Below are 16,528 nucleotides of genomic sequence, written 5' to 3'. Positions count from 1 at the left end.
GCCGGTCAGGCCGCGGGCCGGGCGAAGCTGCTCAATATTCCCGCTTCGGCGAGAATTAGGTCAAGGGCGCAGTCCATGTCGGCTTGCGAGGTGTGACGCCCTGGCGCGATCCGGAACGCGGTTCGCGCGCGCCCCGTGTCGCCGAACATCGCCTTCAGGACGTGGGAAGTCTCGATCTTGTCCGTTGCGCAGGCGCTGGCGGCAGAGAAACTCAGGTCCGCTCGCAAGTTGCGGATCAGGGCCAGTGGTTCGACCCCTTCGATCGAGAACGATAGGTTGTTGGCCAGCCGCTCCGCCGGGTGCCCGTTGAGCTTGACGCCGGGCAGGCTTGTTTGAAGCCTGTCGCGAAACAGGTTGCACATGGCACGAAGACGAACGCCATCCGCCTGCGCGCAGCGCCGCGCGATCGCCAAGGCTTCGCCCATCCCGACTATAGCGGCGGTGTTCAAGGTCCCCGGGCGCAGACCGCGCTCCTGACCGCCGCCGAAGAAGATCGGGGCGACGCGGGCCTTGGGTTTGCGCGAGCGGATGTAGAGCGCGCCGATGCCCTTCGGCCCATAGGCCTTATGGGCTGACAGGCTGGCCAAATGAATGTGGTCGCGCTCGACGTCCACCGTGCCATAGGCGACCACCTGAGCCAGGTCGCTGTGGAAGAGCACGCCGCGCGCTTCACAGAGTTCGCCGATTGCCCGAATGGGTTGAAGCGTCCCGACCTCGTTGTTTGCCGCCATTACCGAGACCAGGGTCGTTTCGTCGGTGATCGCATCCGCGATCGCATCGACGCTCACCCGACCAGCCTCGTCCACCGGCGCGTACGTGACGCGCCAGCCATCTCGCTCAAGCGCGCGGGCCGGCTCAAGGATCGCGGGGTGTTCGATTGCGGTGGTGACGATATGCTTCTTGTTAGGGTGAGCCCGTGCGACGCCCAGGATCGCGAGGTTGTTTGCCTCGGTGCAACTGCCGGTGAACACGATCTCCTTAGGCTGCGCTCCCAGCGCTTCGGCCACTTGCGCCCGCGCGCGGTCCACCGCCAACCCGGCCGCATGACCATGCGCGTGTTCGACGCTTGCCGGATTCCCGAATATCTCGCGCAGGAAGGGCTCCATCGCGGCGACAACGGCTGGATCGATCGGCGTCGTAGCGTTGTGATCGAGATAGAGGGGACTGGCCACGGCGCGATCGCTCAGGCGGAAGTCGGCACGAGGCGCAGGATGTCGGCCGGCGACTTTGCCCGCACCGACAAAGTCCCGACGCCCCGATGAATGTGGCCCCGCAACCGGTCCAGCAAAATCTCGTCCTCGAGCGGCGGGTCGGGTTCCTGGCCCTCTTCGACGAAGCGCAGAAAGGCGGCTATCAATGCCCCATACTCGCCAGTTAGCGTGTAGGCGTTGAACTCCGAGCCGTCCTCGTCTGGTATGGCGGCGCCGCCAAGCGGGCCTTCCTCGAGCGAGGTCATGATGGCCATCCGGCAAAGCAGGTTGGGTGTGACGCCTGTGCGCTGGCGCAGCGACCGCAGCTTGCTGGTGGCGTCAGCGGAAATCCTAAGCTTGCTGTAGTGCACGACGGCCCTCCCGCTTGGTTTGGGTATCAGCGAAGTAGCCATGCGAGGCCACCGTTCGGCCGCTGGCCGGGTCATAGTCCAGGCGATAGGCGTGCGAGACGCTGGCCTGCAGGTCCCCGACGAGGTGATCGTCGATTTCGGTGTCGGTCGATAGCAAGATCACCTGATGTGACGCGGCAGGAAAATAACGTCCGACGAGATTGGCTCGGTGCTCGGAATCAAGCCGCGCCAGCGGGGTGTCGATAATCATCGGCAGCGGCCGGCCGCTGGTCCGCGCCAAAGCCCATAGCATGGCTATGGCGTAGACCTGCTTTTCTCCCGCCGAGAGTGCCGCCTTCGGCACTTCGCGGCCGGCAGCGTCTATCAGGGTGGCCGCGAAGGACGCCGAGTCGATGCGCACGTCGGCGATTAGATCGACCTTTCGCACGAGGTGATTGAAGCAGCGCACGAATTCGGCGCGCAGCTGCGTAAGCTTGTGGTCCAAAAGGCGATGCTCGTAGTCCGCGAGGGCCTGTGCAGTCCGGGAGGCGAGTTCCGCCCGGTGCGTCGCGGCGTCCGAACCGGCCTGCTCCTCAAGAAGACGTCGGCGCTCACGCTCCATCGTGACCAACTGGCCCCGGAGCAGCTTGAGCTCCTCTTGCTTACCCTTGAGGAGCGATTCCGTCGATCCGACCCTTTGATCGGCTAAGCGCAGCTCGTCGAGCATGATCCCCGAGGCGGCGTTATCGGCCCGAGCGAGCATGACCTCCAACTCGCGACTGCGCCGAGCGAGCGCGTCAAATTCGTCCAGCAGGGCGAGCGCCCGCGGCCGCACCACGGTTTCGACCTCCGCCAGCCGGGTCAAGGCTGCGGTGCCGTCACCCACTTCGCGGAACGCCGGCGACGTCACAGCCAGTGCCGCCCTGCCGCTATGGGCTTCCATGAAACGTCGAAGGTCGGTCCAGTGCTTTTCGCTCCAGGCAGCGTTACGCTTAGGCCCGTCGCCGGTGCGCCAAGCTACCAGCGCTTTCTCTAGCGCTTCGGTGGACATCGCCGTAGCGTCGCCACCGCTCACGCGGGACAGCGCTTTGCGGAACGCGCCAATCAGCTTCGGCGCCATAGAGAACGGCAGTAGCTTGTTGGCGAGATCCCGAAGTTCATGCTCGCTGCGGTGCATGGCGCGCCGGACTTCCTCACGTTCGGCCTCGATCCGGACCCGATGAACCGCCGCGTCACCGCCTTCGGCGACAAATCGGCGCCTCACCTGCTCCGCCGCGCGCGCCTGGGAGTCTCGCGCCGACGTGAACTCGGCAACCTCGTCGCCCAGCACCGTGGCTTGGCGCTCGGCGACGCTGATGTCGCGGAGCAGGTTTTCAAGACGAGTGACGAGTTCCCCATCATCGTCCCGCTGATGCCGGGCGAGATAGAGCCCCAAGTCAGTGCGCAGGCGGCCGACCAGCTCGATCCCGAGCAGGCCCCGAACGGCTTCGGCCAACTGCTCGTTGTCTTCCTCGGCATCGGCGATCTCGCCGATCTTCTCGCCATCGAAAAAGAACAGTTGCGAAACTCCAGGGGGGATCAGCTCCTGAAGGAAGTGGTGCCATTCCTCGCGCGGTACCGAGGCGATTGCCGCTCCGTCCTTGTCGAGAAGCAAGCTCTCGACAAGGCTCTTGCCGCGCACCGCCCACTCCCGCCGGACGCGGTAGCGATGCACCGTCCCGGCCTCGGCGTAGTCGAACTCCAGGGCGACGGCGGCCGCGGGAGTTGTCGCGTCGCGATTGATACGTTGACGCAGGTAGGCCTCGTAGTCAGCTTGGCTGACGCGAGCGCCAAGGGCTCGCCGACCATAGAGCGCAAGGCGAACCGCTTCCAGGAGCGTCGTCTTTCCAGCGCCGTTCTTCCCACCGATCAGAATGATCGGCGTTGGACCGCCCAAGCGCTGTCGCGGGACGAGATCCAAATCGGTCACCCCCGCATAAAGGCCAAAGTCTTCAAGTCTGATGCTACGCAGGATCACGGCGCGCTCTCCGCCTGCGCGTCCCCTAATGGCAACTCCAGCGCGTCAGCCTCCTCGAGATCATCGACCTCAACAATGTCCGCCGAGCGGCTCCCCAGGCGTTCCTGCAGCACCGTCTCGAGGTCGCGCCACTCCTGACGAAACAACTCCTCGATCCGGGTATGGATGGCGTGTCGGCGCTTCAGGCCATGGGCGGCGCGTTCCACGTCGAGCAATCGTATGATTAGCTCGGTCGGCACAGAACGCTCGCTACAAACCTCCTCGAGCAGGCGGCCGTCCTCAGCCGTGAACCTGACACTGTCTTCCATCACCCAGTCGAGCTCGCGGCCAATGGCCGCGCGCACGATGGTCGGAACCGAGTCGGCCCAATCGCCCCGCTCAGCGCGCCAGATGCGGCGAATCTCATGCAGCTCCGCATCGTGGATCAACAGAGTGTCGTCGCCGGGCGGCGCCTCGCGCTGTACACGCACCTGCGTTTCGAGCAGACGCTCTAGGAGGGTCTTGCAGTAGGTCAGCGTATAGGGTCCGGGCACGGGGGTGTCAGTGCCCCGGATGAAGGAGACGTGGCCGTTACGGCGACGGAATTCCCGATAAAGCCGCTTCTTCTCGGGCGTTTGAGTCTCAGCCAGCAGATCTCGGAATTCCAGAAGTGGCTCAAGCCAATCCTCACCGGAATCGATCATCGCCTCCATCGAGCGATCCCGTTCGACCACGGTGCAGACCCAGCACCCAAACCGGGAATTGCCGCAGCTGGGTGTCGTGGTGTCCACCACCAGTGGACACTCGCCCGCCTGGGCGTTGCGATACATCGCCACGAGGTCGCGGTTGTTGTTCCCCCAAGGCGACGGGCTTTGCAGCAGGTAGGTCCAGACATCGTCCGTCGAAAAGGCCTCGATGGGCCCATAGACGAAGGCGTTCTGTAGCGAGGAATGCCGGGAGAGCACCGAGCCCTTGATGCGGTGGAACGACATGACCTGGGCCCGCGTAGCGCTCTCCGACGAGCGAACACCCAACACCATAACGACCTCGCCGAACTCGGCGACGCGCGCCTTGATGAAGTCGTTGGCCGGCTCGATTTTCAGGCGCTCGGTGCACCAGCGGAACCGGCGAGATGGCGCGGGATAGCCCCGACCGATCAGGTTAACCCAGAAGCTGCGGTCAACGTTGGGCGTCACTTTCTCAGTCTTAATAGGTAGGCCCTGTTCGGCCGCGGCCGCCGCAATGCGGGCCAGCGTCACGTCGATGTAGCGGACAATCACTGGCGTCTCGACCAAGGTATCCGAGGTGATCACATAGACCGGCTTCGTCCGATGTTCGGCGGGCAGGCCGAGCAGGGCTGTCCAAACCAGCTGTAGGGCGCAGGTTGAGTCTTTGCCGCCGGAATAGCCGATCACCCATGGGCGATTGTCGGAAAGGTATACCTCCCGTATCTCGCGGAGCCGGCTTTCGACGATGGCACCATCCAAAGGCGAGGGCCGCACCATCAGCTTGCGACCTTCAGCCGCGCCTCGGTTGAGGGTGCGTAGAGGTCCTCGATCCGCTGGGCTTCAGCGGACAGCGGCAGGCCTAAAGCCGTTACAACCACATTGGTCACGAGGGTTACGTTGTTTTTCGACTTGTTCACCTTGCCGGCGACCAAGGCGCGATTGTCCCAAAGCGCACGATTGGCCCGCGACCAGTCAATGGTGCGCAGCTTGGCCAGACGCGCTGGCCAAGCCTTTGGCACGCTCTTCATCAACTGCGCGCCTGCCGTCGCGATCGCCTGCACCGCCACGCCATGAGCGTGTATGTAGTCTCGCCGCAGCTCGTAGGAGGCGACGTCACGCGTTCCCACCCGCTGCCAATCCGGCATGTTGGCAATAACTGCCGTCCAAAAGGCGATGGCCTTGTCCTTGTCGTCAGGCTCCACCTGGCCTGCGCCGCTTTTCCCGATCACTTCGGCCGTCGCCTGGTGCAGGCTACTAAGCGTGAACAGCTTGATCGACCGGTTGGAAATGCTGCTGCTGTCGTAGCAAGTGAAGTCGCGAAACAACGGCACGGCAGCGACGACGTCGCGAGAAAGGGCCGCCAACGCGTCGCGATGGTTGTAGAGCAGCTTGATCGACTTCGTCGGCCGCACCGCATGGATGTTGAGGTCCGCGAACATCTGCTGCGAACGCTTGAGACCTCGATCGGCGAACACCACCACTGAGATGGTCTCATCGCCGAGTAGCGGTCGTTCGCGGATCGCTTCTTCAATCGCCGCCCGCCGGTGCTGGCCGTCATTGATGAGGATTGTCGCGGCCATGGCGATGCGCAACTTTCCGACAGCTCGCAACGGACCCTCCGTCGCCGCCGGTTCGAATTCGATCTCGCCGTCGATCGAAGCGCACAGTGACGAGAGAATATATTCTGATGCGTTGTTGGTGATGTAGGCCGCGATCGCTGGGACCCGCGCTCTGTTCAACACCCGTTGTGCGCGCAACTCAGCCGGCATAGCCTCGTCGTCGAACTTGAACAGCCGTGGCACGACCTTCAGCGGGACCATGATGACAAAGTAAGCGCTGCCAGCCTGCACGCCGCGGATGGCCGTAAAATCCAAGCTGTTGCCGTCCATCACTCATGCTCCGATCAACGCTGACGGAGCCTACGTTGGAAGAAAATGGAAGTCAACTTTTTTGCTCTGGACGTTTGACGGCTACGCAGCTTTGACTTCCAGTGCGTGCAGCTTGCCGGATTATCGATGCACCGTTGGGAGCCGTGCCGCAACAACTACAGCGAATCTAAAAGCTCTACGTCGGCGATGATGAAAGATTGTCCACAGGTCAAAGCGGGGCGCTTAGACAGTCATCTGCAGGCCACTGCTGGAGCAGGTGACCTGCAGCGGCGCAAGCAGCTTAATACGCGCACAACCTATTCATCGGCCATCATGCCGATTTCCGACTCGCCGTTGCCGGCAAAGTTCGAAATGACGTCTCCGGCCAGCAGCTTCTCCTTCGACAACAGCCCGGCGTCCTCTAGCGCCTCAAAATCCGGCAGGTCGCGCAGCGTGTCGAGCCCGAACTCCAGCAGGAACTCCTTTGTCGTGACGTAAGTATAGGGAGCACCCGGCGTCGGGCTGCGCGGTCCCGACGCGATCAGCTTTGCGCCGCGCAGATGGCCGATCAGGTCGCGCGACACTTCCTTGCCGAAGAAGGAAGAAAGCTCTCCGCGCGTGATCGGCTGGAAATAGCCGATGCACATCAGCACCAGCACCTCGGACTGCGTCAGGTTGGTCGCCTTCTCACCTCCACCGACGGCCGTCCGGATGGCGTCGGCATAGGCCGGCCGGGTCAGGTGTTTCCAGCCACCGGCGACCGCAACGAGATCATAAGGCCGGCCGCGCAGTTCCTCGCGGATGTCGTCGATGAGCAGATCAATGCTGCAGGTTTTGCCGACGATCTTTGCCAGCGTCTCGCGCCCGACCGGTTCGCTGGCGGCAAAAATCGTCGCCTCGACCCGCTGCATCCATTCGCGCCAGCGTGCTTCCGGCGGCAGGTGATCCAGCTCGCGATCGAACAGGGCATCTTCGTCCGCCCTGCCCCGTCGTTTGCGCGCAGCCTCCGCCATCGTCTTTACAGCCCGTAGATGCGGAAGGTTGGTCGGCCGGACAGCTCACGCACGACGCCGAGTTCCACCAGCCGGTCGAACAGGCGACGCAGGCCGCGGTCGCTCATACCGGCGATGTTCTCGGACGCGACAATCGCATCGTCGGACAACAGTCTTTCGACGACAAGATCGGACGCCCGAGCCCGCAACTTCGGCGCCACCGCCAGCAGCCGCTCGGATCGGCGACCGAGTTCGGAGGACAGATCAACCGCGCGCAACGCAGCACGGGCCTGGGCGGCAAGCAGGCTCTTCACCTGAGCGCCTTTATCTTCCATGCCCGCCAAAATGGCGGTTCCAAATCGGCGCGGACGACTGGCACCGCGACCTGCATTCACCTCCGCGCCCAGCAGCGGCACGGCATGGGTCCAGCCCAGACGCTGCGCGACAAGAGCGTCGGCGAGCCAGGCGCCGACCGCGCGCCCTACGCCGTATTGCTCGGCGGCGGTGAAGGCACCAGTCACCATCTCGACAATCCCGCCTGCGGAGAGCCGGTGGAGCTCGCCCAGCAGCTCGTTGATAGCCTCACCGTCAGAAGCGTGGCCGAACTCCTCGGGCACTGCGCCGAGGTTTTTTCCCGTCAGCAAGTCCTCCGGCGGCAGAGTGGCCAACCGGCGCCACGCCAAAAGCATGCGGCCCGCGGGGCCCACATCGTCACCAGCCTTCGTCAGCAGCGCGGCATCGCGCAGCGCCGCCTCATCCTCGACTCGGGCGGCCTGCTGTGCCGTTACCGCGGCGGCGGCAAGCGCCAGTCGCTGCCGCCAGGCCCCGGCCCAGCGCTCCTGCCGGCGGACCACCGCATCGAGCGCGCCGAGGACAGCGCCTGCGGTGAGCGCGACGTCCTCGACTTGTTTTCCCGCAAGGCTTTGCGGATCCGGGACAGCACGGCGCAGCCAGGCTGGCACCGTCGCTCCCGGCGCGGCCGACGCGGCGGCGCCGCGCGAGGTAAGGCGAGACGGTAAAGGTTTGGGCCGAAGAATCATCCGAGGGAGGATGAATCATGGCGGCGCTTTTTACAACGAAAATGCGGAAAAAGCGCTGTGGCTGTAGTATGCCTATAAGGAACGATAAAATTGCATTATCGGTCGTTTTTGGAAGTACGCAGGAACCCGTTCGCCGGAGCGCTTTTCGAGCGGATTTTTGAGATTTTTCGTTGGTCCGGTCACCGGCCGCGGCTCGTGCGTCGCAAATCAAGCCCGCATGCGGACCAACTGTTTCTGTGTAGCCCATTTTCGTCGTTTCCGCAACGGCCGGATACGAAGCTGTCGTCAGCAGACGCATTGGGTGCCGGCGTTTCGCGCGTCAGTGCTTAGCCAATGCTCCATCTGCGGACGCAGTGACCGCCAAAGTGCAATCGCTGGATAGTTGGCCATCAGAGATGGCCGGAAGCTCGCAGATCGGTCGCGAACGTCGTCAGGTGGAGCACCAGCCGTGGAGCGTGGCCTTCAGGTTGGTCGCGCAAGCGCTCGGCCCCAAAGGATTCGTACCACCTGGCCGCGCGTTCGCCCTTGGCGTCGATGATCATGAGAATGCCGCCGCCCTCCCGCCACCAGACGAAGGCACCGCCTGGCTGCGGCTACCAACAACTGTCCACCAAGCCCCTCCCCCGCAACCGATTTATCGGTGGCAATCCGCGCCAACAAAAAACCTGGGACCTCGTGACGCGCGAGCCCCTTCGGTATCCGCGACGGCACGGCAGCGTGGGCGACAGCCGAGGGGCAATCGAATAGAATCCCAATACGTGCCCAGGCCGCGCCGTTTCGATCGCGCAATAGGTCTTTGTGGCGTTCTGTTCATGGCTCTGACGCGCATAGCGAGCGAGAAACACGTTCATGTCGGGATCGCCGCAATCGAAGCCGCCCCGATCGTGCTCCTTGGAGATCGGCTCCTCATGCCACGCAGGAAGGCTCATCGGTCCCGCGGCAACGCGGCGATCGCAACACGGAGCTTTTCGTTCGGTGGCGGCGGATTGTCCAGCAGTTCCAAAATGCGCAGAAAATCCCGCTCCGAGACTTCTATTCTTTCGGCGTCCTTGATCACCGCTTCGGCCTCCCGCATAGCCGCGCGGGTGACGAACTCTGTCAGATCCGAATGCACAAGCGCCGCCGCCCGCATCAACATCGCCTTCTGCCGCGCGGCCACCCTGAGATTCATCCGCTCATTCGCTTCCACCGCTGCCCGAGGCATAATTGCCACCTTTCATCTCACCATCGGGCTCATATTGTCGAACGGCGCCCACCCGGTCAACGATATGTGTCTTAAAGGCGTACATAACTGCCGCGTCGAATGACCCGGATAGCTGCCTTTGATGGCCGAAGCGCAGAGTTCGTCGCCCCTCGCCTTCGCCTGCCAAATCACGCTAGAATCTCGACTATGACCAATACCGTCCATCAGCCCGCGGATGATCTGCCCGACATCGTCGATCTCGTGAAGGAGATGTGCCGTCCGACGCAACTGGAACGGCAAAGCGGTTCCGACAAGCCCAACCCCCCTGCCCTGCCCGCAGCACACCGAGCAGAAAACCAGATCCCAAGCCATCTGGACGGTTTGGCTGATCGCGCGCGCGGCTATGTCGAGGCGGCGAGTTCCTCCAACACCCGCCGCGCCTACGCGTCCGACTGGAAGCATTTTGCGAGCTGGTGCCGCCGCCAGGGTTTCTCGCTAATGCCGCCCGATCCACAGACGGTCGGACTCTACATCACCGCCCAGGCCTCAGCATCAGGACGGGATAAGAAATCGGTATCGACGATCGAGCGTCGCCTGTCCTCGCTGACCTGGAATTATTCGCAGCGTGGCCAGCCGCTAGACCGCAAGGATCGGCATATCGCGACCGTCATGGCCGGCATCCGTAACAAACACGCCTCCCCTCCCCGCCAGAAGGAAGCGATCCTGCGCGACGACCTCGTCGCCATGCTCGAGACACTCGATCGCGGCTCGCTGCGCGGCCTGCGCGACCGCGCCATGCTGCTGCTCGGCTTCGCCGGTGGCTTGCGCCGCTCCGAAATCGTCGGCCTGGACGTCGCGCGTGATCAGACCGAAGACGGCCGTGGCTGGATCGAGATCCTCGACAAGGGCATGCTCGTTTCCTTGCGGGGCAAGACCGGCTGGCGCGAGGTTGAGATCGGCCGTGGCTCGTCCGACGCTACCTGCCCGATCGTCGCGCTTGAAACCTGGATGAAGTTTGCCCGCATCGCCCATGGCCCGGTATTCAGACGCGTCACCGGCCAGAGCAAGGCGGTCGGCGCCGATCGGCTCAAAGACCAGGAAGTCGCGCGTCTGGTCAAGCGCGCCGCCCTCGCTGCCGGCGTTCGCGGCGATCTGCCGGAAGGCGAGCGCGGGCAGAAGTTCGCAGGCCATTCCCTGCGTGCGGGCCTCGCCTCCTCGGCCGAGGTTGACGAGCGCTACGTGCAGAAGCAGCTCGGCCATGCGAGCGCGGAGATGACCCGCAAATATCAGCGCCGCCGAGACCGCTTTCGTGTCAATCTCACCAAGGCGTCCGGGCTGTAAGGCGCCTAAAAAGCCTCTCCCCTCCCCTATTGCAAGCCATATCGCAGATCCTATATAGTCATAGTAGTCAGAATGGTCATGGAGGCGACAATGTTATCTTCGCATAAACAGGATGCCAAGTGGACCGTTGCCGGGGCAAAGGCCCGACTTTCGGAAGTGATCGAGCGCGCGCAATCTTCGCCACAGACGATCACCCGCAACGGAAAGCCGAGCGTTGTTGTCGTTTCAGCCGAGGAATGGCAGCGCAAGATCGCTCGCAAGGGCACGCTTGCGGAATTCCTGCTGGAATCGCCGTTGCGCGGCACCGATCTTGACATCGAGCGGCTCCGCGACGAACCGCGCGATGTGCAGCTATGAGGCTTTTGCTCGACACCAATGTCCTGTCCGAAGTGACGAAGCCGGCTCCCGACGCACGCGTCCTGGAATGGCTGGATAGTCTTGATGAAGATCGCTCCTTCATCAGTGTTGTGTCGATCGCCGAAATTCGGCGTGGTGTTGCCCTCATGGACGAGGGACGGAAACGGGAGACTCTGGCCGAATGGCTGGCGCAGGATCTCCCACAGCGTTTCGAGCAAAGAGTTCTCCATGTTGACGAGCCGATCGCTCTGGCCTGGGGCGATCTGATGGCTCTGGCGAAGCGGCGCGGTCGCGGCCTTTCATCCATGGATGGCTTGATCGCCGCAACGGCGACCGTGAAACAGCTCACCCTGGCGACCCGCAACACGAAGGATTTTGAAGGCTTCGGAATCGATCTCTTCGACCCCTGGTCCGTGTGAGCCGCCGGCGAGCAATACATCCGACGCGGACTGCAAGAAGGAGGGGTGGAATTGCTGTCGTATCGCCTGCTGAAGAACCATGCTGGCATCTTGCTGGTCGGGGACTACACCTCGCTTCGCTGGCTCCACGAGGTCGTCCACGACGTTAATGAGCGCTCGCCTCTCGTTCGTGACAAGGAAGGGATGTTTCTTGGCCTCGCATACGATGTCCGCAAGGCATACGAGCAGCAGCGCGAAATTCTCAAGGCGCCCGAGCACTACGAGGAGATAGGCCTCCGTTACGGTGTAAGGATTCTGTGGCCGGTTCTCCTGCTTCAACAACGAATGCTGCGATCCTCGCTCGCCTATCTCGACCATACAGCCAAAACCCAAGCCATTGCCTACGCACTGGAAACAATCATCGAGCAGGCTCTTCTTGAAGATTTTGGGCAGCAAGGAAAAGACGCGGTTGCGCTGTGGCAACGTATAGATCCAGCCCAACCGAGTGTGTTCGAAATGCTTGGAAGCCGCGGCGCGATTTTTTGTTCATGGACGAAGGCAGAGCGAAAGCGGAGATTCCTCTATCTTCTGACCAGCTTTGATCCGCTTTACGACAGCTACTACACGCTCCGTCTCCAGCGCGGAGAAAAGAACCTGGTATCTCCTGGAGAACTGGCATTGTGGGCAAACGCGGAATGGCCTGATCCCAAGTGGTAGCCACAAGTGTTGCTAACAACCGGTCGGCTATCCAACGGTACGCGAGTCGGACTGAATGCCCCGGCGCCCTCCCCTAACCAGACAGCCGCTTGATCGTCAGTTCCGGCATTTCGACGGATGAGCAGACTAGACTACAGAGCGCGTGGCTGGAGTTGCGCACGGGCAAGCGCGAGACGATTTACTGGGGCAAGATTTGGATGGTGCCTCGTCCGCCCTGCTTGCACCCGACTCCTCGATATGCTGGTTCACCAAATCGCCTGTGGCAGGCAAAATCTGATCGGGTGCCGGTTGCGTGGCGTTCGAACTTCGTCCGGAGTGATCGAGATGGCCCAGGCCCCCCGATCAACAGAAGATGCCCCAGGATTGTGCAGTATGGCTTCATGTCGCAATCGCATACACGACCGCCAAATGCGCCATCCCGAGGAAGCCCGACCGGAATTTCTGGGCGATCTCAGTGACGCAGTAAGAGTGGTTACAGCCATCCGCCGAGCTCCGTAGCGCGAAGGATATGGCAACGGCACTCGTCTGGTCCGGCATGAACAACGACCCGACCCCTTAGCGAACGGCGAGAGCCTTGAGTTAGAGGCCGCGCCGCTTGGAGGCAGCGTTGTTACGATGGATCGCCATGCGATCAAATCGTTCTCGCACCCATGACGAGTTGTCCGCGGACAACTCGTTTTCGGGCGGCCATTTCTCTCATGGTTAAACGTTTGTAAATTATTTACGAATCGGGCCATACTGTAACTGCGCAGATTGAATGAAATTCCAATCAGAAGCGCAGTTCGAGGAATCACTATGCTGCAGACGACCAACCAAGGAAGGGAGCAGGAGCACCTTCCGTCGCTGTTGTCCGCAGATTCGTTAGAGCTGTCACGCCAGCTCCAACTGCACCAGCAAAAGATATTTCCGCCGACGTCCCAAAAGACGATCCGACATTTCACTCCGGCCGAAGCTGCGTACTATATTGGCATCGGTGAGGGCTACCTGCGGCAGGTCGCTTCGGAAGGAAACGGTCCGGAGCCGCTGGCTAACGGCCGCCGCATCTACTCGCCCGCCGACATGGAAAACATCCGCCGAACGCTCGATGAGAAGAACGGAACCCCGAAGTATGTTCCGATCAGGCGGCCTGGCGAGAAGCTGCAGGTCGTCGCCGTCATGAACTTCAAGGGCGGTTCTGCGAAGACGACTACATCGGCGCATCTGGCCCAGTACTTGGCATTGCGCGGCTATCGCGTGCTTGCCATCGACCTCGACCCGCAGGCCTCGCTCTCCGCACTCTTTGGCCATCAGCCTGAGCTTGATGTTGGCGAAGACGAAACCCTCTACGGAGCAATCCGCTACGAGGAGCCAGTACCCATCGCCGGGATCGTTCGAGCCACCTACACGCAGAACCTTCATATCGTACCAGGTAATCTCGAACTGATGGAATTCGAGCACGAGACGCCGAGAGCGATTACGTCCGGGTCGGCGGAATCGATGTTCTTCGCGCGCATCGGAGAAGTGCTGGCCGACATTGAGAGCCTTTATGATGTCGTGATCATCGATTGTCCCCCGCAGCTTGGTTTTCTGACGATGTCGGCTCTGTGCGCGGCGACGTCAGCGCTGATCACCGTGCATCCCCAGATGCTCGATGTGATGTCGATGAGCCAGTTTCTTGCGATGACGAGCGAGATGATGGCCGTCGTCGAGAGAGCCGGAGGCCGTACCAGCTATGATTGGATGCGATATCTCGTGACCAGATACGAGCCGAATGACGGTCCTCAAAGCCAGATGACCGGCTTCATGCGGGCAATTTTCGGAAATCGCATGCTCCAGAACCATATGCTGAAGTCCACCGCGATTTCCGATGCGGGAGTTACCAAGCAGACGCTCTATGAGGTCGAGCGCTCTCAGTTCACGCGAGGCACTTATGACAGGGCGATGGAATCACTCAACGCTGTAAATTCCGAGATCGAGGGTCTGCTGCGCATCACTTGGGGCAGGAAATAATGGCACGTAAGAATCTCATAGGGATATCTTCTTCGGACGAGACTCCGGCTACGCCAGCGGATGTGAGGCCGATCGCCGGCTTCATTCCGCCAAAGGCCCGCAGCGCGCCTATCGGCGGCATCACGCGCACCCTTGGCAATATCACCCAGAAGTTCGAGCGCGCGCAAGACATCGAGAAGCAGTTGGCTGAGGGCAAGCTGGTCGTCGAACTCGATCCGGCCCTGGTCGACAATTCCTTCATCAGCGACCGCCTCGGCATGGACCCCACGGAACTGGGCGACCTCGTAAACCAGATCCGCGAGCATGGGCAGCAGGTGCCGATCCTTGTTCGTCCCCATCCAATGACCGGCGGCCGCTACCAGGTCGCGTATGGCCACCGCCGGCTGGCGGCGGTAAGGCAGCTCGGCTTCAAGGTAAAAGCCGTTATCCGGGAAATGTCCGACGACCAACTAGTCGTGAGCCAAGGGCAGGAAAACAACGCTCGAACGAACCTGACGTACATAGAGCGGGCGTTGTTCGCCTCCCGCCTTGAGGATCGATCCTTCGAGCGGGACGTGATCATGGCAGCGCTCAACGTCGACAAGGCAGCGTTGTCGAAGATGATCTCGGTGGTGCGCCAAATCCCGATCGAGCTGATAGAGGCGATAGGTGCAGCTCCGCAGATCGGGCGCCGGCGTTGGTTGGAACTGGCAGAAAAACTGGCGAGCGCGCAGGTCGAATTGAAAAGAGTTCTGGCTTCGTTGTCCGCGGACAACTCAAGCGACGAGCGCTTTCAAGAAGCCTTTGATGCGCTGACGCCGTCGCGACCGATCACCGAAGCGCCAGGATCCAAGCCTTGGTCGCCCGAAGATGGTTCTGTCAGCGTCACCGTCAAGACGACGGCAAAGAGGGTGGTTGTGACCTACGAAGCCAAGAATGGACCGAGCTTCGCAACATACATCGCAGAGCGGCTGGACGAGCTCTACGAAGCTTTCCGAAGGTCGGAAAACACATCAACAGGAGTCTGAAGCCGCAAAAGAAAAAGGCCCCCGAACGGCGAACCGCGGAAGCCTCTCTCGTATTCCTAGCAAGATCGAGAATCACATTTCCGCGAATCACTGTCAAGAGTTTAGGCGTCGATTCGGCGAGCAAGTTTCTTTTGCCTGATAGAAGGTGAAGGAAATGGAGAGGGAAATTGCAACGACTCCCTTTGGGAGTCGGCGGATGTCGCTTGCCCTGGTGACGGCGCAGATGGAAGCCAAAGAGATTCCTGACGGCAAGGCCGTCGACAAATGGCAGGTCTATCGCGATCTGTGCGAGGGTAAGGGCATTGTCGGGGTCGGCGATCGCGCCCTGGCCGTCCTGGCGGGCCTGTTGTCATTCTATCCGGATGATGAGTTGTCCGAAGAAAACGGGTTGATGGTGTTCCCGTCGAACAAGCAGCTGTCGCTGCGCTCGCATGGCATGGCAAACGCCACGCTGCGCCGGCACCTTGCAGCGTTGCTTGAGTGCGGGATCATCCTGCGCCGGGACAGTCCCAACGGCAAACGCTACTCCCGCAAGGGCAGGGCAGGGGAGCTCGATGACGCGTTTGGCTTCTCCCTGGCGCCGCTGCTGGCACGCGCCGAGGAGTTCCAGGCCGCGGCCGAGCGCGTCAGGGCGGACCATCGAGCGCTGAAACTCATGCGCGAGCGTATCACGCTGCAGCGCCGCGACATCGGCAAGTTGATTGACGCCGCGATCGAGGAAGGTGCGCCAGGCGCCTGGCAGGCTCTCTGGCGGCGCTTCAGAGCGATTGTCGACCGATTGCCGCGCAAGGCAAGCATCTCGGAGTTGGAGCCGTTCGCGGCCGATCTCGACGCGCTGCGCGAAGAAGTGGATATCACATTGAAAAACTTCATCAATGTTACGAATCCGAGCGCCAATGAGTCTCAAAATGAGCCGCAGCAATCTGATTCAAACCCCGACTCCCATTTTGAATTTGAACCCGCTTTCGAGAAAGCCAGGGCAACCGGTGAGCCAAAAACGCGACCGTATGAGGCGCCAAAGACGTATCAACTAGGACTTGTACTGAAAGCCTGCCCGGATATTGCGGATTATGCCGCCGCCGGGATCGCCAACTGGCGCGACCTGATGGTGACCGCCGCCCAGGTGAAGGGCTACCTCGGGGTCTCCCCGTCGGCCTATGAGGATGCCTGCCACGTCATGGGGCCGGAAACGGCGGCGATAGTCGTGGCGTGCATTCTGCAGCGTGCCCAGCACATCAATTCGGCCGGCGGCTATCTGCGGGCGCTGACCGACAAGGCGAGGGCAGGGCAATTCTCGGTCGGACCGATGCTGATGGCGGCCCTCAAAGCCAATGCGTCGCCGCTGGAAAGAAGGGCAGGGTAGCTGGTGACC

15 protein-coding genes and 1 pseudogene are annotated in these 16,528 nt (G+C 61.8%); 7 read left to right on the top strand and 9 right to left on the bottom strand.

From position 1 onward, the window contains the following. Window positions 1–5 precede the first annotated feature (5 nt). The 9 genes and pseudogenes from dndA to GNP00_RS22575 all read right to left on the bottom strand — a co-directional run bounded on the left by dndA (window position 6) and on the right by GNP00_RS22575 (window position 9,368). Complete coding sequence (gene dndA / locus GNP00_RS22615; protein ID WP_011578996.1) at window positions 6–1,172, bottom strand: cysteine desulfurase DndA; 1,167 nt, start codon at window positions 1,170–1,172, stop codon at window positions 6–8. A gap of 11 nt (window positions 1,173–1,183) precedes the next feature. Further along, window positions 1,184–1,561 carry a DNA sulfur modification protein DndE gene (gene dndE, locus GNP00_RS22610; protein ID WP_011578997.1) on the bottom strand — a complete coding sequence of 126 codons (378 nt, stop codon included), beginning with the start codon at window positions 1,559–1,561 and terminating at the stop codon, window positions 1,184–1,186. Continuing rightward, the gene (dndD, locus tag GNP00_RS22605; protein ID WP_011578998.1) at window positions 1,542–3,557 is read right to left on the bottom strand and encodes a DNA sulfur modification protein DndD; all 2,016 of its coding nucleotides are present in this window, start codon (window positions 3,555–3,557) and stop codon (window positions 1,542–1,544) included. Before dndD ends, dndE begins: the two co-directional genes overlap by 20 nt. Beyond that, the gene (gene dndC, locus GNP00_RS22600) at window positions 3,554–5,041 is read right to left on the bottom strand and encodes a DNA phosphorothioation system sulfurtransferase DndC (protein ID WP_011578999.1); all 1,488 of its coding nucleotides are present in this window, start codon (window positions 5,039–5,041) and stop codon (window positions 3,554–3,556) included. The genes dndD and dndC overlap by 4 nt, the downstream gene beginning before the upstream one ends. Further along, window positions 5,041–6,153 carry a DNA sulfur modification protein DndB gene (gene dndB, locus GNP00_RS22595; protein WP_011579000.1) on the bottom strand — a complete coding sequence of 371 codons (1,113 nt, stop codon included), beginning with the start codon at window positions 6,151–6,153 and terminating at the stop codon, window positions 5,041–5,043. Before dndB ends, dndC begins: the two co-directional genes overlap by 1 nt. A 296-nt stretch (window positions 6,154–6,449) precedes the next feature. Continuing rightward, complete coding sequence (gene scpB / locus GNP00_RS22590) at window positions 6,450–7,145, bottom strand: SMC-Scp complex subunit ScpB (protein WP_011579001.1); 696 nt, start codon at window positions 7,143–7,145, stop codon at window positions 6,450–6,452. A 5-nt stretch (window positions 7,146–7,150) separates the two neighbouring features. After that, window positions 7,151–8,086 (bottom strand): DUF1403 family protein, encoded by a 936-nt coding sequence (locus GNP00_RS22585; protein WP_011579002.1) that lies wholly within the window; start codon window positions 8,084–8,086, stop codon window positions 7,151–7,153. Window positions 8,087–8,553: 467 nt separating this feature from the next. Then, window positions 8,554–9,093, bottom strand: a pseudogene (locus GNP00_RS22580) (GNAT family N-acetyltransferase). Then, a complete protein-coding gene (locus GNP00_RS22575) occupies window positions 9,090–9,368 on the bottom strand; it encodes a type II toxin-antitoxin system TacA family antitoxin (RefSeq protein WP_011579005.1) in 279 nt (92 codons plus the stop codon). The pseudogene GNP00_RS22580 and the gene GNP00_RS22575 overlap by 4 nt, the downstream one beginning before the upstream one ends. Before the next feature lie 186 nt (window positions 9,369–9,554). On the opposite strand from GNP00_RS22575, the gene GNP00_RS22570 reads away from it, so the two are divergent. The 7 genes from GNP00_RS22570 (at window position 9,555) to repC (ending at window position 16,519) form a co-directional block, all read left to right on the top strand. After that, complete coding sequence (locus tag GNP00_RS22570; RefSeq protein WP_041545892.1) at window positions 9,555–10,688, top strand: site-specific integrase; 1,134 nt, start codon at window positions 9,555–9,557, stop codon at window positions 10,686–10,688. A gap of 90 nt (window positions 10,689–10,778) precedes the next feature. Then, a complete protein-coding gene (locus GNP00_RS22565) occupies window positions 10,779–11,045 on the top strand; it encodes a type II toxin-antitoxin system Phd/YefM family antitoxin (protein WP_011579007.1) in 267 nt (88 codons plus the stop codon). Then, on the top strand, window positions 11,042–11,464 hold the full coding sequence (locus GNP00_RS22560; RefSeq protein WP_011579008.1) for a type II toxin-antitoxin system VapC family toxin: 423 nt from the start codon (window positions 11,042–11,044) through the stop codon (window positions 11,462–11,464). Before GNP00_RS22565 ends, GNP00_RS22560 begins: the two co-directional genes overlap by 4 nt. Before the next feature lie 45 nt (window positions 11,465–11,509). Next, entirely contained in the window at window positions 11,510–12,160 is a 651-nt protein-coding gene (locus GNP00_RS22555) for a DUF6904 family protein (protein WP_049764978.1), read from the top strand. 795 nt (window positions 12,161–12,955) lie between these two features. Continuing rightward, window positions 12,956–14,149 (top strand): plasmid partitioning protein RepA, encoded by a 1,194-nt coding sequence (repA, locus tag GNP00_RS22550; protein ID WP_011579010.1) that lies wholly within the window; start codon window positions 12,956–12,958, stop codon window positions 14,147–14,149. After that, window positions 14,149–15,156: a plasmid partitioning protein RepB gene (gene repB / locus GNP00_RS22545; protein WP_011579011.1), complete on the top strand. Its 1,008-nt coding sequence runs from the start codon at window positions 14,149–14,151 to the stop codon at window positions 15,154–15,156. Before repA ends, repB begins: the two co-directional genes overlap by 1 nt. Window positions 15,157–15,310: 154 nt before the next feature. Beyond that, window positions 15,311–16,519, top strand: coding sequence for a plasmid replication protein RepC (gene repC, locus GNP00_RS22540; protein ID WP_011579012.1), 1,209 nt, complete (start codon window positions 15,311–15,313; stop codon window positions 16,517–16,519). The last annotated feature ends 9 nt before the right edge of the window (window positions 16,520–16,528 follow it).

It is taken from the genome of Chelativorans multitrophicus (assembly GCF_011317445.1).
Lineage (GTDB): Bacteria > Pseudomonadota > Alphaproteobacteria > Rhizobiales > Rhizobiaceae > Chelativorans > Chelativorans multitrophicus.
The sequence above is the reverse complement of the archived record's forward strand: the minus strand, read 5'-3'. Positions and strand labels throughout refer to the sequence as shown.